18 protein-coding genes and 1 tRNA gene are annotated in these 25,410 nt (G+C 60.5%); 13 read left to right on the forward strand and 6 right to left on the reverse strand.

Annotation, left to right across the window (positions count from 1 at the left end):
* The first annotated feature begins 193 nt into the window (after nucleotides 1–193).
* The 7 genes from ACTQ1E_RS03850 (at nucleotide 194) to ACTQ1E_RS03880 (ending at nucleotide 8,315) form a co-directional block, all read left to right on the forward strand.
* Nucleotides 194–1,177 (forward strand): SIS domain-containing protein, encoded by a 984-nt coding sequence (locus tag ACTQ1E_RS03850; protein WP_229770738.1) that lies wholly within the window; start codon nucleotides 194–196, stop codon nucleotides 1,175–1,177.
* A gap of 156 nt (nucleotides 1,178–1,333) precedes the next feature.
* A complete protein-coding gene (locus tag ACTQ1E_RS03855; protein ID WP_441564839.1) occupies nucleotides 1,334–1,963 on the forward strand; it encodes an HAD family hydrolase in 630 nt (209 codons plus the stop codon).
* A 208-nt stretch (nucleotides 1,964–2,171) separates the two neighbouring features.
* A complete protein-coding gene (locus ACTQ1E_RS03860) occupies nucleotides 2,172–3,179 on the forward strand; it encodes a YitT family protein (protein WP_441564841.1) in 1,008 nt (335 codons plus the stop codon).
* A gap of 142 nt (nucleotides 3,180–3,321) precedes the next feature.
* A complete protein-coding gene (locus ACTQ1E_RS03865; RefSeq protein ID WP_441564843.1) occupies nucleotides 3,322–4,041 on the forward strand; it encodes a GntR family transcriptional regulator in 720 nt (239 codons plus the stop codon).
* Nucleotides 4,042–4,461: 420 nt separating this feature from the next.
* Nucleotides 4,462–6,444: a RecQ family ATP-dependent DNA helicase gene (locus ACTQ1E_RS03870; RefSeq protein ID WP_441564845.1), complete on the forward strand. Its 1,983-nt coding sequence runs from the start codon at nucleotides 4,462–4,464 to the stop codon at nucleotides 6,442–6,444.
* Nucleotides 6,445–6,446: 2 nt separating this feature from the next.
* Nucleotides 6,447–7,202 carry a GntR family transcriptional regulator gene (locus ACTQ1E_RS03875; protein ID WP_441564847.1) on the forward strand — a complete coding sequence of 252 codons (756 nt, stop codon included), beginning with the start codon at nucleotides 6,447–6,449 and terminating at the stop codon, nucleotides 7,200–7,202.
* Between the two features lie 144 nt (nucleotides 7,203–7,346).
* Entirely contained in the window at nucleotides 7,347–8,315 is a 969-nt protein-coding gene (locus tag ACTQ1E_RS03880) for an SIS domain-containing protein (protein WP_441564849.1), read from the forward strand.
* A gap of 381 nt (nucleotides 8,316–8,696) precedes the next feature.
* Here ACTQ1E_RS03880 and ACTQ1E_RS03885 read toward each other — a convergent pair whose 3' ends face one another.
* Nucleotides 8,697–9,674 (reverse strand): L-lactate dehydrogenase, encoded by a 978-nt coding sequence (locus ACTQ1E_RS03885; RefSeq protein ID WP_152067319.1) that lies wholly within the window; start codon nucleotides 9,672–9,674, stop codon nucleotides 8,697–8,699.
* 211 nt (nucleotides 9,675–9,885) lie between these two features.
* On the opposite strand from ACTQ1E_RS03885, the gene metA reads away from it, so the two are divergent.
* Nucleotides 9,886–10,812, forward strand: a complete 927-nt coding sequence (gene metA / locus ACTQ1E_RS03890; RefSeq protein WP_427719472.1) for a homoserine O-acetyltransferase MetA — start codon at nucleotides 9,886–9,888, stop codon at nucleotides 10,810–10,812.
* Nucleotides 10,813–10,903: 91 nt separating this feature from the next.
* Here metA and ACTQ1E_RS03895 read toward each other — a convergent pair whose 3' ends face one another.
* The 3 genes from ACTQ1E_RS03895 to ACTQ1E_RS03905 all read right to left on the reverse strand — a co-directional run bounded on the left by ACTQ1E_RS03895 (nucleotide 10,904) and on the right by ACTQ1E_RS03905 (nucleotide 15,684).
* Nucleotides 10,904–11,500, reverse strand: a complete 597-nt coding sequence (locus ACTQ1E_RS03895) for a 5-formyltetrahydrofolate cyclo-ligase (protein ID WP_441564851.1) — start codon at nucleotides 11,498–11,500, stop codon at nucleotides 10,904–10,906.
* Between the two features lie 389 nt (nucleotides 11,501–11,889).
* A complete protein-coding gene (locus ACTQ1E_RS03900) occupies nucleotides 11,890–14,934 on the reverse strand; it encodes an insulinase family protein (protein ID WP_441564853.1) in 3,045 nt (1,014 codons plus the stop codon).
* Nucleotides 14,935–15,192: 258 nt separating this feature from the next.
* The gene (locus ACTQ1E_RS03905; RefSeq protein ID WP_441049000.1) at nucleotides 15,193–15,684 is read right to left on the reverse strand and encodes a hypothetical protein; all 492 of its coding nucleotides are present in this window, start codon (nucleotides 15,682–15,684) and stop codon (nucleotides 15,193–15,195) included.
* Nucleotides 15,685–15,899: 215 nt separating this feature from the next.
* Here ACTQ1E_RS03905 and ACTQ1E_RS03910 point away from each other — a divergent pair, with 215 nt between their 5' ends.
* A complete protein-coding gene (locus ACTQ1E_RS03910) occupies nucleotides 15,900–16,982 on the forward strand; it encodes an HNH endonuclease (RefSeq protein ID WP_441564855.1) in 1,083 nt (360 codons plus the stop codon).
* Nucleotides 16,983–17,427: 445 nt separating this feature from the next.
* On the opposite strand, the gene ACTQ1E_RS03915 is transcribed toward ACTQ1E_RS03910, so the two are convergent.
* Nucleotides 17,428–18,114 (reverse strand): DUF5710 domain-containing protein, encoded by a 687-nt coding sequence (locus ACTQ1E_RS03915; protein ID WP_441564857.1) that lies wholly within the window; start codon nucleotides 18,112–18,114, stop codon nucleotides 17,428–17,430.
* A gap of 387 nt (nucleotides 18,115–18,501) precedes the next feature.
* Between ACTQ1E_RS03915 and ACTQ1E_RS03920 the strand changes: the two genes are divergently transcribed.
* Nucleotides 18,502–19,515 (forward strand): hypothetical protein, encoded by a 1,014-nt coding sequence (locus ACTQ1E_RS03920; protein WP_441564859.1) that lies wholly within the window; start codon nucleotides 18,502–18,504, stop codon nucleotides 19,513–19,515.
* A 587-nt stretch (nucleotides 19,516–20,102) separates the two neighbouring features.
* On the opposite strand, the gene ACTQ1E_RS03925 is transcribed toward ACTQ1E_RS03920, so the two are convergent.
* A tRNA-Val gene (locus ACTQ1E_RS03925) sits at nucleotides 20,103–20,177 on the reverse strand.
* 290 nt (nucleotides 20,178–20,467) lie between these two features.
* On the opposite strand from ACTQ1E_RS03925, the gene ACTQ1E_RS03930 reads away from it, so the two are divergent.
* From ACTQ1E_RS03930 to glmM, 3 genes are all read left to right on the forward strand, one after another.
* Nucleotides 20,468–21,490, forward strand: a complete 1,023-nt coding sequence (locus ACTQ1E_RS03930; RefSeq protein ID WP_441564861.1) for a DMT family transporter — start codon at nucleotides 20,468–20,470, stop codon at nucleotides 21,488–21,490.
* 150 nt (nucleotides 21,491–21,640) lie between these two features.
* On the forward strand, nucleotides 21,641–23,917 hold the full coding sequence (locus ACTQ1E_RS03935; protein ID WP_441564863.1) for a DUF4012 domain-containing protein: 2,277 nt from the start codon (nucleotides 21,641–21,643) through the stop codon (nucleotides 23,915–23,917).
* Between the two features lie 83 nt (nucleotides 23,918–24,000).
* The gene (glmM, locus tag ACTQ1E_RS03940; RefSeq protein WP_441564865.1) at nucleotides 24,001–25,332 is read left to right on the forward strand and encodes a phosphoglucosamine mutase; all 1,332 of its coding nucleotides are present in this window, start codon (nucleotides 24,001–24,003) and stop codon (nucleotides 25,330–25,332) included.
* Nucleotides 25,333–25,410: the final 78 nt, after the last annotated feature.

The raw sequence follows: 25,410 nt of genomic DNA on the forward strand, positions 1-25,410 counted from the left end.
ACCAAGCGCCTAACCGCTTTCCCCGGGAGGCCTGCCTGGCATCCCATACCCCAGGCAGGCTTCCATCCCTATACGTGACAATGGGACAGTCCCTTTGTCGCATCCTTAACGGGCCGACGAGTCGGTCCAAATCACGGTAAACCTGCGTGCGTCCGGCAAAGTGGCGCCGCAAAAATCGAAAGGAATGTGTCAGATGTACGAGATCGACCTTAACCTCCCTAAGCAGATTGTCGCTGACGTCCTGTCCAACCACGAGATCCACAGCGTCGCCTTCGTTGGCTGCGGTGCTTCCATGTCCGACCTTTACCCCGCCAAGTACTTCCTGGCCAACAACACGGACAAGCTGAACGTTCAGATCTTCACCGCTAACGAGTTCAACTACGACACGCCTTCCTGGGTCAACGAGCACACCTTCGTGATCACCTGCTCCCTCGGTGGCTCCACGCCCGAGACCGTCGAGGCCAACAAGACCGCTAAGAAGCACAACTGCCCGGTCGTCTCCCTCACCAACAAGGCCGGCTCCGCTCTGACCGTCGACGCCGACCACGTCATCATCCACGGCTTCCACGCCAACTACGCTGCCAAGTGCGAGAAGCCCGGCTATGCCATCGCTCTTGCTCTCGAGATCCTTCAGCAGACCGAGGGCTATGACCACTACGAGGACATGATCACCGGCCTCACCAACGTCTTCGACCTCTGCGAGAACGCCGCTCAGTCCTGCAAGAAGCTCGCCAAGAAGTTCGCCGAGGACTTCAAGGACGACAAGATGATCTACTTCATGGCTTCCGGTGCCTCCGAGAAGATGGCTTATTCTCACGCCGCCTTCCTGTTCACCGAGATGCAGTGGATCGACGCCGCCGCCTACAACACCGGCGAGTACTTCCACGGCCCGTTCGAGGTTTCCACCGAGGGTAAGCCCTACGTCTTCTTCATGTCCGATGGCGCTACCCGTCCGATGGACGCCCGCGCCCTCACCTTCCTTGAGCGCATGGGCGCCAAGGTCGCTCTGATCGACTCCAAGGACTACGGCCTGGCTGACGCCGTGCCCGCGAGTGTCGTCACCTACTTCAACCCGCTGCTGCACCTCGCCGTTATGCGCGAGTATGGCAACCAGATCGCCGAGGCCCGTCAGCACCCGCTGACCATGCGTCGCTACATGTGGAAGCTTTCCTACTAATCACAAGTAAGTAGACCTTACGGGTTGATTGAGAGGGGATGGGGTTTTCGCCCCGTCCCCTTTTTTGCTTTGGGGGCGTGTTTGTCGCGCCGCAAACCCCAGATAAAACCTACCAAAATAAACCTGTCCCTTTTTGGCAGGTGGAAGGAGGAGCGTATGATCAAGGCAGTGCTGTTTGACATGGACGGCGTGCTGGTCGATACCGAGTGGTTCTACAACCGTCGCCGCGTGGCGTTTATGGAAGAGAAGGGGTTCCACTTTGACGAGATCCCCGACCTTTCGGGGTCTAACGAGTCGGCCATTTGGAAGGCGCTGGTGCCCGACGATGTTGAGCTGCGTGAGCGCCTGCGCGTGGAGTACAAGCAGGTCTACAGCCCGCACCACCCTGTTCCGTATGCCGAGCTTCTCAACGAGCAAACGGAGCCGGTGATGCGTGAGCTGCATGAGCGCGGTGTGAAGTGTGCCATCGCGAGCTCGTCCTATCGCGAGCTGATCGACGAGCTGGTGGAGATTGCCGGCATCGCCGACGTGCTGGACTACACCATCAGCGGTCACGAGTGCAGTGCGTTTAAGCCCGACCCCGAGATCTACCAGCGTGCCATGGAGGCGCTGGGGGTGGAGCCTGCCGAGTGCCTGGTTATCGAGGATTCGCCTCTGGGCATCGAGGCTGGCAAGCGCTCTGGCGCCCGCGTCCTGGCGCTGCGTCCGCACGAGGGCGTCAACCTGGACCAGTCTGCCGCCGACGTTGTCATCGACAATCTGTGTGACATCCTACCTGCCATTTAGGGACAGGTTTATTTTGGCAGGTTTTATCTGGGCAAATGCCGAATTCGCCGTGAAGGGATCGCTCTCTTCACGGCGTTTTTCTTTTGAGTGGTTTTACGCGGTCCTTCTGATGGTTGTCGAGAGAGGGTGAATTGAGGCGCCCCCGCACGCTCCATGCTACAATCGCGGGCATGCCCCACAACTATATCTGCCTTCGAAAGGAGCCTGCGTGGCGGATGCCATCGATCAGCTCACGGACCGAGTGCTCGTACTCGGCCGCCTCACCATCGGCCGCCGTGCCATTACTGCCGTGGCAGTCACGGTCTCTGCCGTTCTCCAGACATTCCTGATCCAGGCGTTCATTTGGCCCGCTGACCTGCTTCCGAGTGGTCTTACCGGCGTCGCGGTCCTTCTCGATCGCGTTACCTCGCTAGGCGGCGTTCACATCGACATTTCGCTCGGTATGCTCGCACTCAACATCCCCGTGGCGCTCCTATGCTGGAGCGGCATTAGCAAGCGCTTCGTCATCTTCTCGATGATGCAGGTCGTGCTCTCGTCGCTGTTCCTCAACGTTTTTCACTTCGCTCCATTTTTGGGCGACAAGATCATGCTCATCATTTTTGGCGGCGTGGTCTCGGGCCTGGGTGCTGCCATCGCGCTTAAGTCCGGCGCATCCACCGGCGGCACCGACTTTATCGCGCTGTGGGTTTCCAACCACACGGGCAAGACCATCTGGGGCGTCATCTTTGGCTTTAACTGCTTTATCCTGGCAATCTTTGGTTTTATGTTTGGCTGGGACAAGGCGGCGTATTCCATTGTGTTTCAGTTTATTTCGACCAAGACCATCGACAGTTTCTATCATCGCTACGATCGTGTGACGCTGCAGATCACGACGCGCAAGGCAGACGAGGTCATGACTGCCTACGTAAACCATTTTCAGCACGGCATTAGCTGCGCCGAGGTCGTCGGCGGATACAGCCGCGAGAAGATGTACCTGCTGCACACCGTTGTCTCGACCTACGAGAGCCAGGACATTATCAGGCTGGTATGCGAGGTTGATCCCGGCGCCGTGATCAACGTGTTCCACACGCTCAACTTTGTGGGCGGTTGGTGGGGCGGTCATGTCGACGAACCCATGCCCACGGCTGTTCCCGATCCCGATAAGCCCGCACGCATGGCCAGCAGGCAGGTGCGCCTCAGCGAACAGGACAGCTTGCAACAGGACGACGGCAAGTAAGGTATTTGGCATTTTGCCGGCTCTGCTCAATCCTGTCCCTTTTTGGTAGGGAGGGTGTATCGTTTTATCGTTATGAGGTAACATAAAACTAGACGTTATATACGTATTTGTTATTCCGATATTTCGATAAGAGTGATTAGATATGCCTGCACCCAAAAATGCGCCGCTGTACCAGCAGATTTACGACGAAATCAAGGATTCGATCGAGAAGGGTGTTTATGCACCCAAGGAGCGTATCCCGTCCGAGCTTGAGCTTGCCGAGCAGTACGAGGTGAGCCGTATTACGGTGCGCCGCGCCGTAGAGGAGCTGTGTTCCGATGGCTATCTGGTTAAACAGCAAGGCCGTGGCACGTTTGTCTCCACGCCGCACATCAACCGCCAGTTTCATGCCTCGATGCTGCAGACGTTTACCGCGCTGTGTGCCGACAATGGCATGAAGGCCGGCGCGCATGTAATCGATCGCCAGATCGTCCCGGCGCGCCAAAACGAGATGGAGTTCTTTGGCCTGCAGAAGGGCGCGCTGCTGCTGCATATCAAGCGCGTGCGTACGGCCGACGGCGAGCCCATCTTTGAGGAGAACATCTTTGTGCCCTTTGACGCCTACCGTGAGCTGTTGACGGCCGATCTTGAGGACAAGTCGATTTTTGCCGAGGTCGAGCGTGTTGGTGGAACGCCGATTGCCTCGGTTGGCTACCGCACGGTCGAGGCCGTTCGCGCCAATGCCGAGCAGGCGGCCGAGCTGGGCATCGCTCCGCACGATCCGCTGCTCAACCTGCGTGCCGGCTTTACCGGTCCCAATGGCGAGCCGGTTTTGCTCGGCAAGCAGTACTACGTGGGTAGCCGCTACGTTATGGTCATGTAAGTTACGCGGTTTTACCAAACCGCGTAACGGCTCGACGCTACGCCTTTGGTTCCGCCGTTCTAACGAACGGCGGACCGGTCGACGCTGCAAACGCCCCTAAGCGGCAATCTGACGTTCAATCGTCGGTCGCGTACCGAAGTACGTTTCCCTCCTCTTTCACGTCACCTTGCTCGCTTAGGGGCGTTTTCGCTGACTTATGCTCAACCAGCGACGTTTCCGCGCTTGTCAAGAATGTCCCCAATGACTACCCGCAGAATGAGCGTGGACAATCTCCCGTTTTTTGCTTGGTGACGGGTTCAAAGTGGGAGATTATCCACGCTCGTTCCCATCGGATTACATTGCCCGTGACCGGCAGCCGTGCGGCACCGGTCCGCGTGGCGGCGTATAATCGGCGGCAGATGACTTGGACGTTAGGAAACCATGACCGATAGCATGCAGCAGATGGCGCTCGATACGCTCGGCGCCTATTTTGGCTACACCTCGTTTCGCCCGGAGCAGGACCGCATGGTCGATGCGATCCTTGCCGGCCGCGATGCGCTGGGCGTTATGCCCACGGGCGCCGGCAAGTCCATTTGCTACCAGGTGCCCGCGCTCATGCTGCCCGGTATCACCTTTGTGGTGAGTCCGCTGCTGTCGCTTATGGAGGATCAGACCCGTGCATTGCTCGCGGCGGGTGCGCGACCCAGCTATCTCAACTCCAGTCTTACTCCGGCCCAGCAAAACACCGTGCTCAAGCGGGCGCGCGAGGGCCGCTACCAGCTTATGTACGTGGCGCCCGAGCGTCTGCTCGAGCCGCGCTTTTTAGCTTTTGCGCGGGAGGCCGCGGCCGCCGCCGGCATTGGCGTGCCGCTCGTGGCCATTGACGAGGCCCACTGCGTAAGCCAGTGGGGCCAGGATTTCCGTCCCGCCTACCTGCAGATTCGCGAGTTCATCGATTCCCTGCCGCAGCGCCCCATCGTGGCGGCCTTTACCGCTACGGCGACCGAGCGCGTGCGTGCGGACATTCAGCAGATGCTCGGCCTGCAAAACCCCGCGACGGTGGTGACGGGCTTCGATCGCAAGAACCTCTACTTTGGCTGCGAGGAGATGGGCGACAAGGCCAAGGCCGCGTGGGTGCGCGACTATGTGATCGCACATTCGAGCGAAAGCGGCATCGTGTATTGCTCGACTCGCAAGACCGTCGATGCGCTGGCAAGCGAGCTTGCCGAGGCGCTGGGCTCCAGCGGCATTCGCGTTGGCCGCTACCATGCCGGCATGGGCAACGACGCCCGCCGGCAAAGCCAGCGCGCCTTTATCGACGACGATATCCAGGTAATGGTTGCCACCAACGCCTTTGGCATGGGTATCGACAAGCCCAACGTGCGTTACGTGATTCACAACAACGTGCCCGAGAGCATCGAGGCGTACTACCAGGAGGCGGGCCGCGCCGGCCGCGATGGCGACCCAGCCAGCTGCCATTTGCTGTGGAACGGCAACGATTTTCGCATGCGTCGCTTTTTGATCGACCGCGGTGATGCTGCCGACGAGGCGCTCGATGACGAACAACGCGCGTGGGCGCTCCAGAATCGATATCGCCTGCTCAGCCAGATGGAGGGCTACTGCAATACCACCGGCTGCCTGCGCGAATACATGCTGCGCTACTTTGGCGACGAGGCTGCGGCCGAGCATACCGCCGCGGCCGGTGCTAGCGGTGCCGCCACGGACGATGCTGAGGGCTGCGGCAACTGCAGCAACTGCCTCACGCAGTTCGAGGTCGAGGACGTCACCGATATGGCCCGCGCCGCCGTGCGCTATGTGGCTACGCGTCCCATGCGTTTTGGCAAGTCGCTGATCGCCGACGTGCTCCACGGCGGCAACACCGAGCGCATTCGCCAGATGCATCTGGACGAGGACCGCGGCTACGGTGAGCTGTCGAGCGAATCGGTCGGGCGCATCAAGGACATCATCGGGCAGCTGTGCGGGCGGGGCTACCTGGCCACCTCGCAGGGCCAGTATCCGGTCGTGGGGCTGGGCCCGCGTGCCGGCGAGGTCGAGGACGAGGCGTTTGCCTTTACCGTTAAGCGTCGTGCATCCAAGCGCAAGGCCTCGGCCCGCGCCCGCCGTGCGGTGGATCTGCTGCGCGAGGAGGCCGAGCTGGATCAGCGCCCGCGCGTGGGCGACGATGCCGAGCTGTTCGAGCGCTTGCGGGCACTCCGCAAGGAGATTTCGACCGAGCTGGAGATGGCGCCGTACATGGTCTTCTCCGATAAGGCGCTGCGCGGTCTGTGCCGCCTGCGCCCTCAGACGCGCGACGAGCTTATCCGGGTCAACGGCATTGGTGAGAAAAAAGCCGACGCCTTTGGCGAGCAGTTTATGGCGGCGATTGAAGAGTTTGAATCCGAGCATGCACGGGATGGAGCGTAACGATGGTAGCCGATAGCAAGACCGACCGTACTGACGTGTCCGCCGTGCCGCTGTACCAGCAGGTTATGGACGACCTAAAGGGCGAGATCGCGCGCGGCGTGTACGCTGCCGGCTCGCGCATTCCTTCCGAGATGGAGCTCGCGAAGTCCTACGGCGTGGGGCGCATTACCGTGCGTCGCGCCATTGAGGAGTTGTCGCGCGCGGGATATCTCAACCGTCAGCAGGGGAGGGGCACGTTTGTGTGTGCGCCCAAGCTCAAGCGCAAGATTGTCCAGAAAGGCGACGTCCAGAGTTTTACCGAGGCCTGCGCTGCCAACGACATGGCGGCCGGAGCGCGCCTGGTGTCGCGCACGGTGGTTGCGGCGACGCGCGAGGACGCGGCGTTTTTTGGCGTGGAACCCGGCTGCGAGCTCATCGTGGTCGAGCGCGTGCGCACGGCTGATGGCGTGCCCGTCATGCTCGAGAACAACGCCTTTGTGCTGGCCGACCATCCCTATCTGCAGCAGCTTACCGACGAGGACCTCGCCGACAATTCGATTTTTGCGCTCGTTGCCGTGCATTCGGGCCGCGCACCGCTCAAGTCCGATCCCTGTACCGTGGAGATCGCGCTCGCCGATGCTCAGACGGCCCCGCTGTTGGAGGTGCCGGTCGGCGAGCCGCTCTTTTATATGGAGGCGTACTTTACCGATGCGGACGAGCGGCCCTTGCTGCTCGGGCGCCAAAAGATCGTGGGCTCGCGCTACGTGTTCGACATCTAACGTCCATAGATAGAACAATACAGAACAAGTTCGGTGAAATGAATTCACCTGCGACAGCTTGCGTGCTATAAATAGGACAACATAGAACGACCGCAGGTACAAGCTGTCGCCGCTCAAAGTCGCCACACAGGGAGGAACGTCACCGTGAACACACACGATCTGGTTCAGGAAATTATCGAGCGCAAGGGTAAGATCGAGAATGTCTTTTGGATCGCCTGCGGCGGTTCGATGATTGACCTTATGCCGGCCAATGAGCTGCTCAAGCGCGAGGCAACCACGTTTACTTCGACGGTCTACACGGCGCGCGAGTTTTGCCTTATGGCCCCCAAGAGCCTAGGGCCGAAGTCACTTGTCATCGCCTGTAGCCACAGCGGCAACACGCAAGAGGTCGTCGACGGCTGCGAGATGGCGCTGGCCGCCGGTGCCGAGGTCGTGACTATGACTGACTACGCGGGCTCCAAGATCGATAACGGCAAGTGGACCACCTGGGTTTACCCGTGGGGCAAGGGCGAGTCGCAGGCCGAAGTTCCGCAGGGCATCGGCGCTCTGATCGCCGCCGAGCTGCTCGACCAGCAGGAGGGCTACGAGGCGCTCGCCGACATGTACGCCGGCCTTAAGCAGATGGACACACTGCTGCCCGCTGCCCGCGAGAAGGTCAACGCCGAGCTGGGCGATCGCTTTGCCGAGCTCTGCCAGCAGCACGAGTTCTTCTATATCCTGGGCTCCGGCCCCAACTTTAGCCAGACCTACGCCATGGCCATCTGCTCGCTCATGGAGATGCAGTGGCAGCACTGCTGCTACATCCACTCCGGCGAGTATTTCCACGGTCCCTTCGAGGCTACCGAGCCCGGCGTGTTCTACTTTGTGCAGCTTGGCGCTGGCGAGTGCCGCCCCATGGAGGAGCGCGCACTGGCATTTCTCAACACGCACACCGATACAGTCATGGTGCTCGATGCGCTTGAGTACGGCGTGGGCGAGGTGCCCGCCAGCGTGCGTTCGTACCTGGAGCCGATCTTCTTCTATGCGATGAGCTGTGAGCTGCGCGCCGCCCGCGGCAAGGTATTTGACCACAGTCCCGAGGTTCGCCGCTACATGGGCGTCGAGCAGTACTAGGTAACGGGGAACGCGATTTTTCATGACGGGGCCTTCGCCAAGCGCGGGCCCCGTTTGCGTTACGGCGCCCCTTTTTGTTTGTCGAAAACGAAGTCAAATACTTTTCCCGAGAAGTGAACGACCTATTTTGGACCCCCGAAGCATCGACATTTTTTGACGCCAAAACAGCAGGAAAATCTTAATGAAACTGCAGGAAATGGTCTCTATAAAGTGCCGATGCTTCGAGGGCTCGTTTTTGCTCGTTCACTTTTCAGGAAAAGTATTAGACCTAAATCTGCAAGCGTGTCGCGTGAGTCAAAAAGCGGGCCGCGCCGGTGGGTTTCCGGCGCGGCCCGCTTTACATTGTGTCCGTATGAGTGAGTTGTCGCATCAACCGGCGGACTACTTGGCGTCGTAGGCCTCGGCGTCCCACCAGTCGAGCTGGGCGATGTTGTCGCGGATGTGCTGACAGCTCTTGTGGAAGCCCTCGAGCTCGTGCTCGGAAAGGTCGAGCGTGTAGACCTCCTCGACGCCCTCGGCGCCGATCACGCACGGCAGGGAGGTAAAGATGCCCTCCTCGCCATATTGGCCGGTCATAAGCGTAGAGGCCGAAAGCACGGCGTGCTCGTTGTGCAGCACGGCGGCGCAGACGCGCGCGGCGGAGTTGGCAACGGCGTACTCGGTGCACTGCTTGCCGGCGTAAGTCACATAACCGCCCTTGCGTGCGAGCTCCTCGACTTCCATGTGGTCGAAGGCGTACTTGTCGGGGTTCTCGGCCTGAAGCTCGTTGAGGCTCTTGCCGGCGATGGTTGCGGCCTTAAAGGCGGCCAGCTGGCTAAAGCCATGCTCACCGATCATGTAGGCATCGATGGACTTGGGGCTCACCCCGACCTTCTTGGAGATCTCGGTGCGCAGGCGGGCAGAGTCCAGGCCACAGCCCGAGCCGATGATCTTCTTGGGATCGTAGCCGGTCAGGTGCCACAGCTCGGTGCACACGACGTCGCAGGGATTGGAGATGCTCACGAAGATGCCGTCGAAGCCGGCATCGACGATGCGCTTGGCAAAGGTGCGGGCGGCGTCGGTGGTAAAGAACAGCTCGCCGTCGCGGTTGCCGGCGGCCAGTGCGACCTTGCCGGCGGCGTTGACGATGACGTCGCAGCAGGCCAGCTCCTCGTAGTGGTCGTAGCAGTTGACGATCTTGGTGTTGTACGGGACAAACGAAAGGGAGTCGCGCAGGTCCTGGACCTCGGACGTCACCTTTGCCTCGTTGATATCGCAGAGGTACAGCTCATCGGCAATGCCCTGCATGAGCAGGCTGTTGGCGACATGTGCTCCTACGTGGCCCTGGCCGACCACACCGATCTTACGCGTCTGGTACATATACGTATCCTTTCGGCCGAGTTTTTCGCATCGAACCATTGTAGCGTCCTGCTGCCACTTTGCTAGGCTAAAGCGCCGTAGATTTTTGGGACATGCCTTAATCTCTACTTTTGGAGTGATTTGGGCCGCTGACGGTGTCTCGGGGCGATGCACTCGCGCGGATGGGGCCGCTCGTTGTACCATAGCTGCAACTGACTCGTAAGGAGCATCCATGCCCATTCGCATCCCCGACGCCCTCCCTGCCGCCGCGCAGCTCGAGAGCGAGAACATCTTTGTCATGACCGAGTACCGCGCGCTGCACCAGGACATCCGTCCGCTGCGCGTGCTCATCCTCAACCTCATGCCAACCAAGATCGCCACCGAGACGCAGATCATGCGCAAGCTCTCCAACACGCCGCTGCAGGTAGAGGTGGACCTGCTACGTACCAAGACGCACGAGGCCACGCACGTGAGTGCCGGCCACCTGGAGACGTTCTACCGTACGTTCGATGACATCCGCGATATCCACTACGACGGCCTGATCATCACGGGCGCGCCGGTGGAGCAGATGCCGTTCGAGGAGGTCGACTACTGGCCCGAGCTCTGCCAGATCATGGATTGGTCCACCACGCACGTGCACTCTACGCTGCATATTTGCTGGGGCGCACAGGCAGGGCTCTACCATCATTACGGTATCCAGAAGTGCGACCTGCCGGCCAAGGCGAGCGGCGTGTTTGAGCATTATCTGGTGAAGCCGCAAAGCCCGCTGGTCCGCGGCTTTGACGACCGCTTCTATGCCGTGCACTCACGCAATACCGATGTGCGCCGCGAGGACGTGGAGGCCGAGCCGCAGCTTGAGGTCGTGGCCGTATCAGACGAGGTGGGCCTGTACATCGTCAAGTCGACCGACAGTCGCCGCTTCTTTGTCTTTGGCCATCCCGAGTACGATACCGACACGCTGCGCCTGGAGTACGAGCGCGACGTGAAGCGCGGGCTCAACCCCCAGGTGCCGGCGCATTACTTCCCAGGTGACGACCCCACCGCCGAGCCGCGCAACGTCTGGCGCAGCCAGGCCCAGCTGCTCTACACCAACTGGCTCAACTACTACGTCTACCAGACCACGCCCTACGACCTGGCCCGCGCCGGCGAGGAGCACTAGGCTACGGCTGCGGTTGCGGTTGTGGCTGCGGCTGCGGCGTGACGAGCGTGGATTTTCGGATGCCCATCTTGCGGGTGCGATACAACGGCGGTTAGGCGCTGATGATGTGGGGTAGCGGCAGGTCGTGGGTGTCGGTGGGAACGTGGTCGACACGCTGATCGTCAAAGGCGATGCCGATGATTTGGCATGCGGGCGAGAGCGTGGGCAGGTAGCGGTCGTAGCAGCCGCCGCCATAGCCCAGGCGCGCGCCGGTGTGGTCGAAGGCTACGAGCGGCACGACGATCATATCGAGCGCCTCGGCAGGCACGATAGGAAAACGGCTGCTGTCGACGTCCGTGGCTGCGAAGGCCCGCGTAGGGTGGGCGATAAACGGGGCCTCGGACGCATCGCCGGCAGCAACTGCCCGCATGCACATGCGCTGGCCACAAGCCACGGTGTCAGCTGCCGAGAACATGCACGGATAGGCCACGCGCCAGCCGTGTTTTGCGGCCGCTGCGGCAAACGCGGCAGGATCTGCCTCGGAGCCCATGGCGGCATAGACGGCAACGGTGCGCGGGGCCACGGGACCCGAGCCGCCCAGCAACTCAACGAGCCGCGCGCATACAGCAGCAGACTTTGCCGCCCGCATATCCAAATCTAGAGCGTCGCGTCGGGCAATTACCGCCCGCCGCAACTCGGCCTTATCCATCCCGGCCCCTCTCTCAAACCTACCAAAAAGGGACAGGTTTATTTTGGTAGGTTTTATCTGGTCAAATGTCGAAACCACCACGCAAACCATCGCAAGGGGAGCAGTTCATGGACACCTTCGTGGGTTTTGACGAAGAGTGGGTGTTCGCGGCGGTGTGTCTCGATCTGTAACAGTAACTCGGCAAAATCGGGCCTAGATGTTACAGATTTAGACAAAGGGCCGGCGTCATCCGAAAACGTCTCGATTTGTAACATCTGGAGCCAATATTGCTGCCTAGATGTTACAGATTTAGACAAACTGGTGTGACGGGCTGAGCTGTCCCGCCCAAGCAGCGGCAAAAGAAAAGGTAGATTTTCAGGCATGTCCCAAAAATCTACCTTTGCTGTGCGTTAGCCCAGCAGGTCGATGACGTTGAAGCCGGCGTTGCTCTTGGCGATGACGTCTCGGCCGCCAAAGACGCAGGTGGGCGAGACGGCTGCGACGCGCGTCACGTCGGCGCCGAGCGAGCGCAGCTCACCGGGCGTGGCGGCGAGCATCTGGGCGCGGCGCTCCTCGCGTGCATGCGGATCGAGTCCGGCCAAGTAGGTCGTGTTGCGGCGTTTGGTGAGCGCGTACGGCTTCACCGGCGCATCCATGCCGCTCACGCAGCTCACAATAAAGCCCTCAAAGGCGGCCACGTCGGGCTCAAAACCGCCGAGCCATTCGCCTGCGCGCGCCACGCGCTCAATCGAGGGGTCGATTGCCGGGTCGCGGTAGGTGTAGAACGCCGCCTGACGCTCGCCTGCCGCGCGGAATCCGCAGCCGTACGCCCCGCCTTTCACGCGGATCTCGTTCCACAGGTAGTCGTAGGAGAGCGCGTTGGCGGCAACCGCCCAGGCGCCCGTCACGTCAATGCCCAGGCGACGCGGGTCGCATGCGCTTGCCGCAAAGCAGATGTCGCTGGGGATGACAAAAGCCTCGTGGCGGTCGCACGGCGTCGGCACCACGAGCGTGTCGCGGCCGGCAACAGCACCGTTGCCCGCGCCCAACCCCAGGTCGCCCGCGGCGGCCCAGTACGCGTCAAAGTCCTCATCGCTGCCGGTAAAGCTCGCCAGACAGCCATCGGACACAAAGATGCGGCCTGCCAGCTCGGCAAGCTTGGCGCGCAGATCGTCCAGACGCTCATCAAAGTGGTCGAGCAGATCGCGCAGGAACAAGTAGAAGTCCACGCCCGAAAGCTGCTCGCGCACCACGGCCGAAGGCGAGCTGTAGCTCATCGCGCGACCAAGAGCCGCCGAGTGACCGTTGTTGATAAAGCCCTGCTCAAGCCCAATGCGAATCTGCGTGAGCACGTCGCGCACGCGGTCGGCGTCGGCATCGAGCAACAGCGTGCTCGACCACACCTCGCGCGGCAGGCTCGCCAGCGCATCGATCTTCTCGGACAGGGCGCCGGCGCTCACCAGCAGGTAGGGGCGCACGCCGTCCACGTCGGGCTGGGTCATGACCTCGGTCGTAAAGCTCAAAAAGCCCAGCTTGCCGGCGATGAGGTTGTCGAGCTCCTCGGCCGAGTGCTCGCTCGTGGGCAACTGCTTGAACAGGCGGCAGAGCAGGGTCACATAGGGCAGGTCTTCAAACGCGACGCAGCTCAGGTCGAAATACTGCATGGCGTAGGCCAAGCGGTTGGTGGGGATGCCGTGGCGCAGGCAGGGGATGGGCGCGGTCGTGTCCACGACCAGCGGCGGCTCGGGGCGCGCCTCGCCAATGTCGGACACGCGCAGGCGTGGCAGCGTGGCCTTGGCCTCGGGCGCGTCATCCGCCTCCTGCGCGGCGCGCAGCGCGGCCGTGCGCTCGACCACATCGGCCAGCTCGGCATCGGTCATGGCATCGCGCTTGGCTGCCAGCTCGGCGGCTTCGGCGCCCTCCGCACCCTCGGCGGCATCCACCGGCACCAGCTCGACCAGCGCCATGTGGTCGTTTTCCAGCACCAGCTCGCGCAGCAGGTCCTCAAAGTAGCTGCCGTCCAGCTCGCCGCGCAGCTCCTCGTACACCGGGCCGTATTTGAGCGCCAGCGTCGCGGCGTCGTCATCGTAGAGCCACGTGCTCAGCGCGTCGCACGCAATGGCCACGCCGTCGGCGATACCGTAGTCGCGCTGGCGCAGGTCGTATTCGTTGCTGCTGATGATGGCCTCCAGGCGCTCGCGCGGAACGCCGTGCTCGCACAGGTCGCGGCAGGCGTCCTGGAACACGCGGCGCAGCTCGCGCGCCACGCCGGGCTGCGCGTTTTGCAGCATGATGAGCTCGTAGGGCTGCAGGCTCTCGGCCGCGGTGTAGCTCACCACGTTGCCGCCCAGGCCGGCGGCAAGAATGGCCTTCTTAACCGGCGCCTCGTTGGAACCCAGCAGTGCCTCGAACAGGATGTCCGCCGCGATCGTGCGCTTGCGGTCGAGCGCGCTGCCCAGCACAAGACCCAGGCCCACCAGGGCGTTCTCGGGCGTGGTGGCCATCTCGACGCGCTTGTACTCGCAGGTCACGGGCGCCTGCACGACCAGCGGATTGGGCGCCAGCGTGGACGGGTCCTCGCCGGCGGCGACGGCTGCGTCCATGCGGCGACTCGCGGCACTCGGCTGCGACAGATAGCGCTCGTCCAAAAAGGCCAGTGCACGGTCCACGTCCAGGTCGCCGTAGAGCGTGATGTAGGAGTTGGAAGGATTGTAGTGGCGCGCGTGCGTGTCCAGGAACTGCTCGTAGGTGAGCGCAGGGATCGCGCGCGGGTCGCCGCCGCTCTCGTGCGCATAGGCGGTGTCGGGATAAAGCGCGGCGTTGACGGCATCGTCCAGCACGCTCATGGGGTCGGACAGCGCGCCCTTCATCTCATTGAAAACCACGCCGTTATAGCGTAGCGTTCCCTCGCGCAGGCTTGCGGAACTGCCGTTGCCCTCGCCCTCGGCGCCCTCCGGCAGGTCCAGCTCGTAGTGCCAGCCCTCCTGCTCAAAAATGGTGGGCTTGGTGTAGATGGCCGGGTTGAACACCGCGTCCAGGTACACGTCCATCAGGTTGTACAGATCCTGCTCGTTGGTGGTGGCGACGGGGTAGATGGTTTTGTCGGGGTAGGTCATGGCGTTGAGGAACGTCTGCATGGAGCTCTTGATCAGGTCGACGAACGGCTCCTTGACGGGAAATTTGGCCGATCCGCACAGCACCGAGTGCTCGAGGATATGGAACACGCCGGTGGAATCGGCCGGCGGCGTCTTAAAGCCAATGGCAAAAGCCTTGTTTTCGTCGTCGCACGCCAGGTACAGCAGGCGAGCGCCCGAGGCGGTGTGGCGCAGCACGTAGGCGTCCGAGTCGAGCTCGGGCACGGTCTCGCAGCGCTCGACGGCAAAGCCGTGACAGGTGGTGCCGGGCACCAGCAGCGCGGCGGCAGCGGCGCGCGGGTCGGTTGAGGTGGTGGGCATATGCAGTCTCCTTTGACGCCCCAGCGGGGGCGAATCGAGTCGAATCCTCGTGAGTATACCCATATGGGGCCGCGGCTCTGCGGCGAACTGGAGACGATGCCGGCGGATTGGACAAAGGCCCCGCGTGCCCGCCGCGCGAGCGTGGATATTCGGTCACACGAGCGCGGATTTTCGGACCGTCCAAAAATCCTCACTCACGTGGCGGCAACCAAGATAAGGCGGCCAGCGCCGGCTTGATGAATGGTGCCGAAAGACGTCCTATGCCTGAGCGTCCGCGTGTCCGTCCATCAAGAACAGCCTAAGAACCAGCTTGATGGCATATCCCGGTTTGATTTCTGCCGCGTCAAAGACGTGGCGCTCGGCGAGCTCGCTGCAGTATGCATAGATGTCGCGGATAAGGTCCGCGCCCGAAAGCGTAAACATGTAGCCTGCGTCCGAAAGCGCATTGGGCGCGGCGGGCAACTTGGCCATGTGGCAGAACGTTTGCAGGTCGGGCGCCATAACATTCTGGTAGTCGAGGTGGCCGCTGGCATCCTGTGCGGCAAGCTCCAATTGGCGCACAAAATCCAGCGCCGCTGCTAACACAAAGCTCGGCGTAGGCGCATTGACGTCCTGAGTGGTCGCCACAAGCCTGCCCGCCGCCTGCGTGACAAGCCAAGCGACCTCGCGCTGGCAGCGCACGGCCTTGCGCGTCACCGGCTTGATGGACGAAGAAGAAACGCTTCCCTTAGGCGGATTCGAAGCAGCCATAAGACCCTCCCATGAACAATCCGGCCCAATAAGCCCGGATGAAACACGTGCTACATCAGTATACAGGGGAGTGGGATAGCGGGGTATGAGCGCGCCAGCGGCAAACCGAGAGCATCAACGATGTGCCGATCGCGGAATGAGATCTCGTAATAATTGACTCTCGGCCATATTATTGAGGGGCATGACCCGCGTTCGTATGGTTGTAGGTGCTGGCGATGAACGACATTGACCTTGCTGTTCCGTTGATGGATGGACCAAGCTATGACCGTGCCTGCAGTCTCGTGCCTTCCGAATACGTTGAGGCATGGGAGTGGTTTCTGGGTGAGGAGCAGCGCGGCGGCGTTTGGACCAGCCTTCCGCACCGCACCAAGGAAGATAGCCCTCAGTATCAGTATCGTTTGAGAATTGGCGCGGACTTCTTTCCCGTAACGCGGGATTCAGGGATCTTCTGGCCGGGCCAGGATCGGGTGAAGCAAGATCCCAATAAGATCTTTGCGCTTTCGGTCCATAACTCTAAAAAGAGCTTCTACACCGATGTTCCTCCGCTCTATTTGGATGACGGTACGTGGGTCATTAAGTATTCGGTTCAAGCGCCAGGCGTCGTTGGTTCTCGAGACCAGAATTACAACCGTAAAATGCTCAACTGCATGGAATATGGCGTACCAGTCGGAGTCATATTTGCAACCGAGGTGGGCTATAAGGTGCTTGGCCTTGCGTTTGTTGAACGGTTTGAGCCCGAAAACGGCTGGTTTGTTCTGCATGGTCCCGTTCATAAAGGCGGACCGGACCCTCGTTTTGCATCCGACATGAGCTATCTGAAGCACATGCCAGTCGACATTGAGTTTGCCGGGCAGAGTGCGACCGATGACGAAAAAGTTCGCTATGCGTTGAGACGCGAGCGATTGGGGCAGCAATGGTTCCGCAAGCAGCTCATTGCCGCCTATGATGGTCGCTGCGCGGTGTCGGGTTGTGGGGTTAACGAGGCACTGGAGGCTGCACATATCGAGAATTACTCGGGACCCAAATCACAGGTTGCCAGCAATGGCATTCTGCTTCGGCGCGATTTTCATGCTCTATTCGATGCTCATCTGATTTCGTTTGAGCCTGTTTGCGGCGAATATCGGCTGTGCGGATCGTACCTGCTGGATAAGACCGACTACGCTTCCTTTGCAGGTGCGACGCTAAGGCAGCCGAATGAGCGTCAGTGGCGACCCAATGCGGTGTTTCTCGAGGCCCATCGCATTGAGTTTGATCGCTCGGAAAAGAAGCGTGAAAAGGCGGGGCTTCTGCCGTATTAGCGTATTTGGCTTCGGCGGTCTTTTACGATCGTGTTGTTTGATCGGATCGCGTGGCGATGCAATCTCGTGCACGCCCGCCGGTGCATGCTCTTCCTGATTTGGATAGCGAGAGAGGAGCGCGTGTGAGCTGGCGAGGCGATATTGCGATGGGGAAATACGGAAAACTGCCGTGTGCCCTTATCGACAACAATATGTTTCCGGGCGTAGAGGTTGATTGCGGGTCGTTTGCTGTCGCCTGTCCTTGTTGCGGCTCGCAAATATCGTGTCTCGATATTCGGTTCATCGATGCGCGCGACAGACTCAGCGACGAAGTGAGAAAACGGACGGGCGTTCATATGCCGGTGCATCCGGAGAAATGCCCTGTTTGCGGCCTCGATATCGTGTACGACGTTTGCGACGGGGGATAGGTGATGCGGAGGAGCTGGCTGTGAAGGCCTCTCCGTCTCTACAAATAAATTCCCTCACCGAGTTGCTTGTGGAACTTGGCGTGATGGTCGCGTGCCCAGGTAAAGAGTGCCTGGTCAAAATTGGTATGCGTGGCCGGAACGCCAAAGACGCCGGCAACTTCGACGCGCACAAACTCCAGTGCCGGCAGCTTGTTGATGGCAGTGAGGGCAAACGGGGACGTGGGTTCTTCGAACAGATAGCGGCTGCCTTGCAGCGCGTCGCAACTGGTGCACGTGTTGCCGAGTGACGGGGCTTTGGAGGCTCGCGCGCCTACGGGCTTGTAGCCACAGCGCTTAGAAAGATAGTCGCGGATCTCGCCCGGGACGCAGCCAAGAGCGGGAACAATGGCGAGTGCGTTGGCATTGGTCGTGTCGATGGCAATGTGCCCGGCCTTGTTGGGTGCGTGAGCGATGGCGATGCCCTCGTCGTTATCGGTTCGATAGGGAATGCCGAAGGCCGCGACCGAGGTCTCTTTGTGGCATTTCCAGCATTCGCGCTTGCCCAGTACTAGATATATATACGGCGCAGAGGGGTCGGATCGGTCAACACCGGGCAGCCACTCGGCAAAGGGCTCGGGATTGACGCCGCTGGGTACATACCAGATCTTCTTGGTCCGGTCCCATTTGGCGCCCAGCGCCTTGGCTTCTTCTTTGCGCGAAAAGGGAACATCGAGCTCGGTGCGCATGGTGGCTCCTTGGTGCTGCAGGTGTAAGTGGCTCAAGGATACCGCAGGGCGTGGACGTTGTGGCGTTTTGCCGAGAAGCCGCGGTGCGGACTGGTTGGTTACGCCTTGGATAAACTGGCAAGTAGATGGTCGGCTTTTGGCCAGTTGAGCGGCAACCTTGCCAAAAGCTTGACGGATTGCGGTTTGGGCATCGTCGAATGAACACTTTGGCGCACCTCGGCGAAAAAACCGCCGGTCGTTTGTCGGAAACTTAACAGAACCGCCAGCCGCCGCCGGCGTGCGTGCTATCTTCGCGCCATGAGGTACTTTATCGTTTCACATAACGCCGCATTGGCGCTGTTGGCGCACATGCCGAACCCTCGCTTTGGGGATTCGGAGCCAGAGGTCGTGTCGATTGCAGGTGCCTGTGCGCTCTTGGACCAAGAAGCGCAGGAGGTTATCGATCGCTATGACCTGGGGATCGAAACGCTGGATTTGCTGGTGCCGTCGCGCGCCGGCCGTCGGCAGAGCAAGCATGTTAAGACGCATCTGTGCACCAACGAGCTCCCGGCGGGTTCGTTTATCTCGCTGGGCCACTGGATGGGCGACCTTGATGCGTATGTGTGCTCTCCCGAGCTGGCGTTTTTGCAGGCTGTGCACGATGGCGATATGGCAGCGGCCGTCTATGCCGGCTATGCGATGACATCGGATTACCGGCTGGATAACCTTGCTCCCGGTGGGGTAACAGGCAGGGATGCGGGCATGCGCGATAGCAGGCTCACGACTAAGGAGCTCATCGAGGCGTATATCGAGAAGTCACCCAAGGTGAGGGGTATCGCGAAGGCAAAGGCGCTGCTTGCATATGTGATCGAGGGGTCGCGCTCTCCGAGGGAGTCGGGGCTCTGCATGTTTATGTCGTTGCCTGCGCGCTACGGCGGGTATGCATTGGGCAAGGCCGAACTTAACAAGAAGGTCTTCATTCGCGATGGATACAATGATGGACGTGATCACAAGCTTCGCGTGTTGGAGCGCACACCCGACATAACGCTTACGGCTAAAGTCGAGGTGGGCATGGATAAAGTAAAGGCCGGGCTGCTGCCAGAGGTGCTGACCGCGATGGTCGATTACGATAGCGATGCCATTCATGACGGACGCGAGAAGATTTACAAGGATGCCGAGCGCCGCAACGAGTTGGAGCTGTTGAGCGGCGTGGCACACTTCACCGTGACGACTGAGCAGGCAAATGACTACGACAAGCTCATCCGGCTGTGCGAACGCATCCGACGGAAGCTGCATCGGAACAAGCGACCCATTTTTAACAAGCCCATGAGCGAGGAGCAGCGATACTTTGCCCTCAAGCGCGTCGAAGCGAAGCGGTTTAAGCTTTGGCAGGCCGTAATCGAGGCGCGTCAACATTGGTAGGGGCGGTTGCTGGGCATGGGACCAAGGGTCTCATTGTCAGGTCTAATACTTTTCCCGAGAAGTGAACGAGTCAAAACGGACCCCCGAAACATCGACACTTTTGGTGGCTTATTTCCTGCGGTTTTATCATTGGAATCCTGCGGTTTTGGCTGTAAAAAGTGTGGATGCTTCAGGGGTCCAAATAAGGTCGTTCACTTCTCGGGAAAAGTATTAGACCTGGTTATGGGAAGGCTGTCCGGATGTGGCCGCGAGGCTTGCGAAGGCCAGATCGGGGCGGTCGCCAAGGCTGTTTGGGTAATTTTGGGGCTGATTGGGGCGGTCGCCAAGGCTGTTTGGGTGATTTTGGGGCTGATTGGGGCGATCGCCGGGGTTGTCTGGGCGACTTTGGGTGTGGCAGGGGTAATTGTCGGCGATACCGAAGCAACTTGGGGTCTGCCGGGATGATTGCCGGTTATGTAGAGGCGGTATCAGCCTCGATTGGGATGGTTATTGGAGCTGCCGAAGCGGTTTTGGGTGCCACGGCGCCCTTTTGGCTTAGCAGATAAAACAAAACAGCCCAGAGGCATAGCCTCTGGGCTGCGAACATTTGGTGGGCGTTACAAGATTTGAACTTGTGACCTCTTCCGTGTCAGGGAAGCGCTCTCCCCCTGAGCTAAACGCCCGATCAAGGGTGCGCAAGTGCGCAAGGGATAATATAACGGAGCTTGAACTCGGTGGCAAGAATATTTTTTAAAATCGCTAACGTTGTGGAATCAAAGGGCTTTGTCGCGCCCATTTTAAAAGAGCTCGCTGCCGCGATTTGGCTATCGCATAATGCAAAGCCGTTACAATGCCGAACCATGGAAGAGACGTCTGCGGAATTGTCCTACCGATAAGCGGACAAGCCCCCAGCTGGTGCCTTCGCCGTGGTAAGGTAAGCCGAATTGTTTCCAGGCTGTTTCGGGGGAGCGGGATGAGCAGAGAGCGTGTCGAGCAGGTCGAAGGCACAGGGGCTTCGGTGCCGATGACCGATATATCGAACATTGATGTGCCCGAGGGCACCGATGAGCTCAGCCGCAGCACCCGCCGTGCATGGCGCGACCGCCTCAACGACGCCCAGACGCGCAAGATGATCGTGGGCATGTTGGCTACGCTCGTGGGCGGCTCGTTTTGGGGCTTCTCGGGCACCAGCGCGAGTTTTTTGTTCGATACCTACCATGTCGATACGCTGTGGCTTATGAGCATACGACAGATTCTCGCCGGCCTGCTCTTTATGGCTGTGGTTGTCACGCGCGACCGCGCACGCCTGGTTAAGCTTTGGACGACGCCGACCGACCGCAAGCAGCTGTTGCTCTTTACCGCCTTTGGCCTGCTGTTCAACCAGTTTTGCTATCTTTCGGCCGTGCGCCTGACCAACGCCGGAACCGCGACGGTCCTTCAGTGCCTGCAGCTGGTCATCATCATGGGATATACCTGCATCACCGATCGCCGCAAACCGCGCATGCGCGAGGTTATCGGTATTGGCCTGGCCCTTGGCGGCACGTTTTTGATCGCCACCGGCGGTGATCCCACCAGCCTGAGCATCTCGCCGCTCGGTCTGGTTGCGGGCCTTATGTGTGCGGTCAGCGCCGCCTGTATGGCGGTGATTCCCGCCAAGATCCTGCCCGAATACGGCAGCCCCATCGTTACAGGCTCTGCCATGCTCACGGCAGGCGTGGTCTCGTGCGTTTTCGTGCAGCCGTGGGCCCATATGCCGGCGCTCGATGCCGCCGGCGTCGAGGCGCTCGCGGTGTTTGTGGTCGTGGGCTCGTTTTTGGCGTACATGCTCTATATGCAGGGCGTCAAGGACATCGGCTCGGTGCGCGCGAGCCTCATCGGGACCGTGGAGCCGGTCTCGGCAACCATTACCAGCGCCGTTATGCTGGGCACGGTATTTTTGCCCACCGACCTGGCGGGTTTTGCCATGATTATCGTAATGATGTTTTTAACGGTGTAGTCGACGCAGCGGCTGATACAAGTTAAAAACTGAATAGGGATTCGCGCATGTTGCGTGTAATCAGGACGCATGTCTGGAGTTTAGCTGCGCGCGTTCAATATGACATAAACTGATAACGTTTATCGACTTTTGTATTGCGAGGATTTCTCTATGGCTGGAAATCATTTTAAGGGTAGCGGAGACGGCCGTCCTGCGGTCCCGCCGCGTTCTAACGGGGCGGGAAGGCCCAGCGCTCCGGGTGGCATTGGCCAGAACGGCGCCGGCAATCGCACGTCTCCGGGCGAGACGGCGATGTTTACCGCTCTGTATGAGCAATCTCAGAAGGCAAAAAAGGCCGCCCGCGCAAACGGTCAGGCCGCTGCGACCGGGGCTACCCCCGCAGTGCCGCCGCGCGAGGTCTCCGCAAATCCCGCGGGCAATGCGGGCAGCGCCAATGCTGCCGGCAACGCCTCGTCGTCCAAGGATGTAGGAATCACGGGCAACTTGGGCACGATTTACACGGGAGCTTCCGAGACCGGCACGTTTGCCCGTCTGGACGATAGCGGTGCCGAGTTTGTGGGCTCGGGTTCTAAAGAAGACTATTACGATTTTGGCCTGAACTACGGCGACGGCACTTCGTCGAGCACGACGTCGGACGGGCTGGTCCGTCATCGTCATCGCAAGGGCGAGAACAAGAACCGTTATGCCGCCACAGCGGTCGTTGCTGTCGTCGCGGTTGTCCTCGTTGCACTTGGCGTGAGCGGCTTCATGTTCTTTAACTCGGCAAAGACCGTGAAGGCCCAGGCAAAGGAGGCCGTGGGTATCGTCGCAGACCTTAAGGGTAAGGTCACGTCGGGCGATTTTTCGACCCTGCCCGACGATGCGAAGAAGATCAACGACCTTTGCAGCAGCATGAAGGCGGAGACCTCGAGCCCGCTGTGGACGATGGCCTCGTTTGTCCCGGTGTACGGCAGCGACATTAATGCCGTCCGCACCATGGTCGACGCTCTGTCCGATGTTTCGAGCGGCGCGCTGGTCCCCATGGCCGATAATCTCGCTCAGGCAACGCCCGGCAAGCTGTTCCAGGACGGAACAATCAACGTGTCCGCGCTGCAGGCGGTCGCCGATTCGCTCTCCGATAGCTCGAGGGCGTTCAAGAGCGCCAATGAAAAGATTCAGGGTATTGGCGATACGCATATCGCCCAGGTGACCGAGCTGGTCGATAAGGTAAAGGACGGCTTTGCCACCCTCAACGGCGCGGTTGACGCGGCGGAGAAGGTCGCCCCCGTTCTGCCCCAGATGCTCGGCGCCAACGGTCAGACGCGCAACTATCTTGTGTATGCCATGAACAACGTCGAGATTCGTGCTTGCGGCGGTTTTGGTGGTTCGCAGGGCCTGATTTCGGTCACCGACGGCCAGATGTCGATCGGTGACTTTGTTCCATGTATTGCGCGTAGCAAAGACGAGGCGGTTGAGAGCGTCGACGAAGAGGACGAGGCACTGTTTGGTGACCACAGTAACCTGTACAACTCTGGTAATGCGTATTCGCCCGATTGGCCCCGCAACTCGCAGCGTGTCGCCGCGCTGTGGAAGTCCCAGTATGGGCAGGACGTTGATGGCGTCGTCGGCATCGATCCGGTGTTCTTGCAGTACCTGCTGGGCCTTGTCGGTAATGTCTCGCTGCCTGATGGTACGGTCGTCGACGGTACCAACGCAGCGAAGGTTCTCATGCACGATGTGTACTGGAACTATCCGGTCGAGGAGTCGGACGGCATCTTTGCATCCGTCGCCAGCGCTGCCTTCGACAAGATCCTCGGTGGCATCGGTGACGTCGACGTTACGAAGCTTGTCGGTGCATTCGAGCGCGGTGCCGAAGAGGGCCGTCTGATTGCTTGGATGAGAAACAATGATGAGCAGAATGCCATCAAGGAGACGGGCATTGACGCTTCGCTGCCCGATCCGGATGATCCGAGTGCCGATCCCGTTGCCGGCGTTTACTTTAACAACCTGAGCTTCTCCAAGCTCGATTGGTATCTGAACGCCGATACGCAGATTGGCCAGGGCATCAAGAACGGCGACGGCACGTGCTCGTATCGCATCACCGTTACCCTGACGAACATCATGACGCAGGAGGAGGCAGGCAAGCTGCCCGACTACGTCGCGGCGAGCGCGCCCGACGCCGCGCGCGACGACGAGCGTCTGAATGTCTCACTGTTTGCCCCGACGGGCGGCAACATCAGTGGCCTTACGGTTGAGGGCACCCAGTTTGGTCTTGGCGCCGCTACGTGGCATGGAATCCCCTTCTATTCGGGCACCGTTGACCTGCATGCTGGCGAGACGACGACGATCACGTATACGCTGACCACGTCGGCCGAGGCGGGGGACAAGCCGCTTGCGCTGCGTCAGACTCCTACATGCCAGGCGGCTCGCGATAGCGCGTCGGCGTAGGGTTTTTCTGGTAGCGCAGATAATCGAGTACCATTTTGGGGCGGACAGGCAATCTGTTCGCCCCTATTTTGTAAGGAGATCGCATGAAGTACTTTGGCACCGACGGATTTCGCGGCGAGGCCAACGTTGGGCTGACCGTGGAGCACGCGTACAAGATCGGCCGCTTTGTGGGCTGGTATTACGGCGCCAGGCGCGGGGCCAAGGCGCGCGTGATCGTGGGTAAGGACACGCGTCGCTCGAGCTATATGTTCGAGGCGGCGCTGGTGAGCGGTCTGGTTGCGAGCGGTGCAGACGCCTATATGCTGCATGTGATTCCTACGCCGGGCGTGGCGCACCAGACCGTGGAGGGCTGCTTCGATTGCGGCATCATGATCAGTGCGAGCCACAATCCGTTTTGCGATAACGGCATTAAGCTCGTCAACAGCGACGGCTTTAAGATGGACGAGGACGTGCTGGAGCTCATCGAGGACTACATCGATGGCAAGGGCGAGGTGCCGCTGGCCACGGGCAACCAGATTGGTGCCACGGTGGACTATATGCAGGGCCGCAACCGCTATATTGCCTCGCTCATCGCGAGCGCGAACTTTTCGCTGCAGGGCGTCAAGGTCGGCATCGACTGCGCCAACGGCTCGGCGTCCTCGGTGGCCAAGCCGGTGTTCGACGCGCTGGGCGCCGACGTGCGCGTGATTAACGCCGCGCCCGATGGCTTTAACATCAATGTGGACTGTGGCTCCACGCATATGGAGCGCCTGCAGCGCCACGTGGTGGAGCAGGGCCTGGACGTGGGCTTTGCCTACGACGGCGATGCCGACCGCTGCCTGGCCGTGGACGAGCGCGGCCGTGTGGTCGACGGCGACCAGATTCTGTATGTGTGCGGCGTGTATCTTAACAAGCACGGGCGACTCTCGGGCGGTACCGTGGTTCCGACAATCGCCAGCAACTTTGGCCTGGTCAAGTCGCTGGAGCTTGCCGGTCTGAGCGCCGTGACCAGCGGTGTGGGCGACCGCCACGTGTATGCCAAGATGCGCGAGGGCGGCTACAGCCTGGGTGGCGAGCAGACGGGCCATACGATCTTTGGCGATATCGAGCGTACGGGCGACGGCATAATGACCTCGCTGCGCGTAATGGAAGTGATTCGTGCCGAACGCGAGACGCTTTCGCAGCTCGCGGTGCCGTGCAAGCTGCTGCCGCAGGCGCAGGTTGCCGTACGCGTGGCGGACAAGGATGCTGCGCTGGGCAACATGGGCGTGCAGGCCGCCATTGCCGAGGCCGAGGCGTCGCTGGCGGGCGAGGGCCGCGTGCTGGTGCGCAAGAGCGGAACCGAGTCGGTGATTCGCGTTTTGGCCGAGGCCCCCGACCAAGACGCCGCCGACGCCGCCATGAAGCGCATCGCCGCCGCGCTGGAGGCTCTGTAGTTACGCGGTTTTACCAAACCGCGTAACCGCTCGACGCTACAAACGGCCCCAAGCGGCAATCTGTCGCTCATTTTCAAG

It is taken from the genome of Collinsella sp. LCP21S3_C7 (genome assembly GCF_052118485.1).
GTDB lineage: Bacteria > Actinomycetota > Coriobacteriia > Coriobacteriales > Coriobacteriaceae > Collinsella.

What these genes read in the sequence shown, in the direction of transcription:
- glmM (WP_441564865.1), top strand. Translation starts at nt 24,001, where the DNA reads ATGAAGTACTTTGGCACCGACGGATTTCGCGGCGAGGCCAACGTTGGG.
- ACTQ1E_RS03915 (WP_441564857.1), bottom strand. Translation starts at nt 18,114, where the DNA reads ATGCGCACCGAGCTCGATGTTCCCTTTTCGCGCAAAGAAGAAGCCAAG.
- ACTQ1E_RS03885 (WP_152067319.1), bottom strand. Translation starts at nt 9,674, where the DNA reads ATGTACCAGACGCGTAAGATCGGTGTGGTCGGCCAGGGCCACGTAGGA.
- ACTQ1E_RS03930 (WP_441564861.1), top strand. Translation starts at nt 20,468, where the DNA reads ATGAGCAGAGAGCGTGTCGAGCAGGTCGAAGGCACAGGGGCTTCGGTG.
- ACTQ1E_RS03865 (WP_441564843.1), top strand. Translation starts at nt 3,322, where the DNA reads ATGCCTGCACCCAAAAATGCGCCGCTGTACCAGCAGATTTACGACGAA.
- ACTQ1E_RS03895 (WP_441564851.1), bottom strand. Translation starts at nt 11,500, where the DNA reads ATGGATAAGGCCGAGTTGCGGCGGGCGGTAATTGCCCGACGCGACGCT.
- ACTQ1E_RS03875 (WP_441564847.1), top strand. Translation starts at nt 6,447, where the DNA reads ATGGTAGCCGATAGCAAGACCGACCGTACTGACGTGTCCGCCGTGCCG.
- metA (WP_427719472.1), top strand. Translation starts at nt 9,886, where the DNA reads ATGCCCATTCGCATCCCCGACGCCCTCCCTGCCGCCGCGCAGCTCGAG.
- ACTQ1E_RS03900 (WP_441564853.1), bottom strand. Translation starts at nt 14,934, where the DNA reads ATGCCCACCACCTCAACCGACCCGCGCGCCGCTGCCGCCGCGCTGCTG.
- ACTQ1E_RS03870 (WP_441564845.1), top strand. Translation starts at nt 4,462, where the DNA reads ATGACCGATAGCATGCAGCAGATGGCGCTCGATACGCTCGGCGCCTAT.
- ACTQ1E_RS03910 (WP_441564855.1), top strand. Translation starts at nt 15,900, where the DNA reads ATGAACGACATTGACCTTGCTGTTCCGTTGATGGATGGACCAAGCTAT.
- ACTQ1E_RS03905 (WP_441049000.1), bottom strand. Translation starts at nt 15,684, where the DNA reads ATGGCTGCTTCGAATCCGCCTAAGGGAAGCGTTTCTTCTTCGTCCATC.
- ACTQ1E_RS03855 (WP_441564839.1), top strand. Translation starts at nt 1,334, where the DNA reads ATGATCAAGGCAGTGCTGTTTGACATGGACGGCGTGCTGGTCGATACC.
- ACTQ1E_RS03850 (WP_229770738.1), top strand. Translation starts at nt 194, where the DNA reads ATGTACGAGATCGACCTTAACCTCCCTAAGCAGATTGTCGCTGACGTC.
- ACTQ1E_RS03935 (WP_441564863.1), top strand. Translation starts at nt 21,641, where the DNA reads ATGGCTGGAAATCATTTTAAGGGTAGCGGAGACGGCCGTCCTGCGGTC.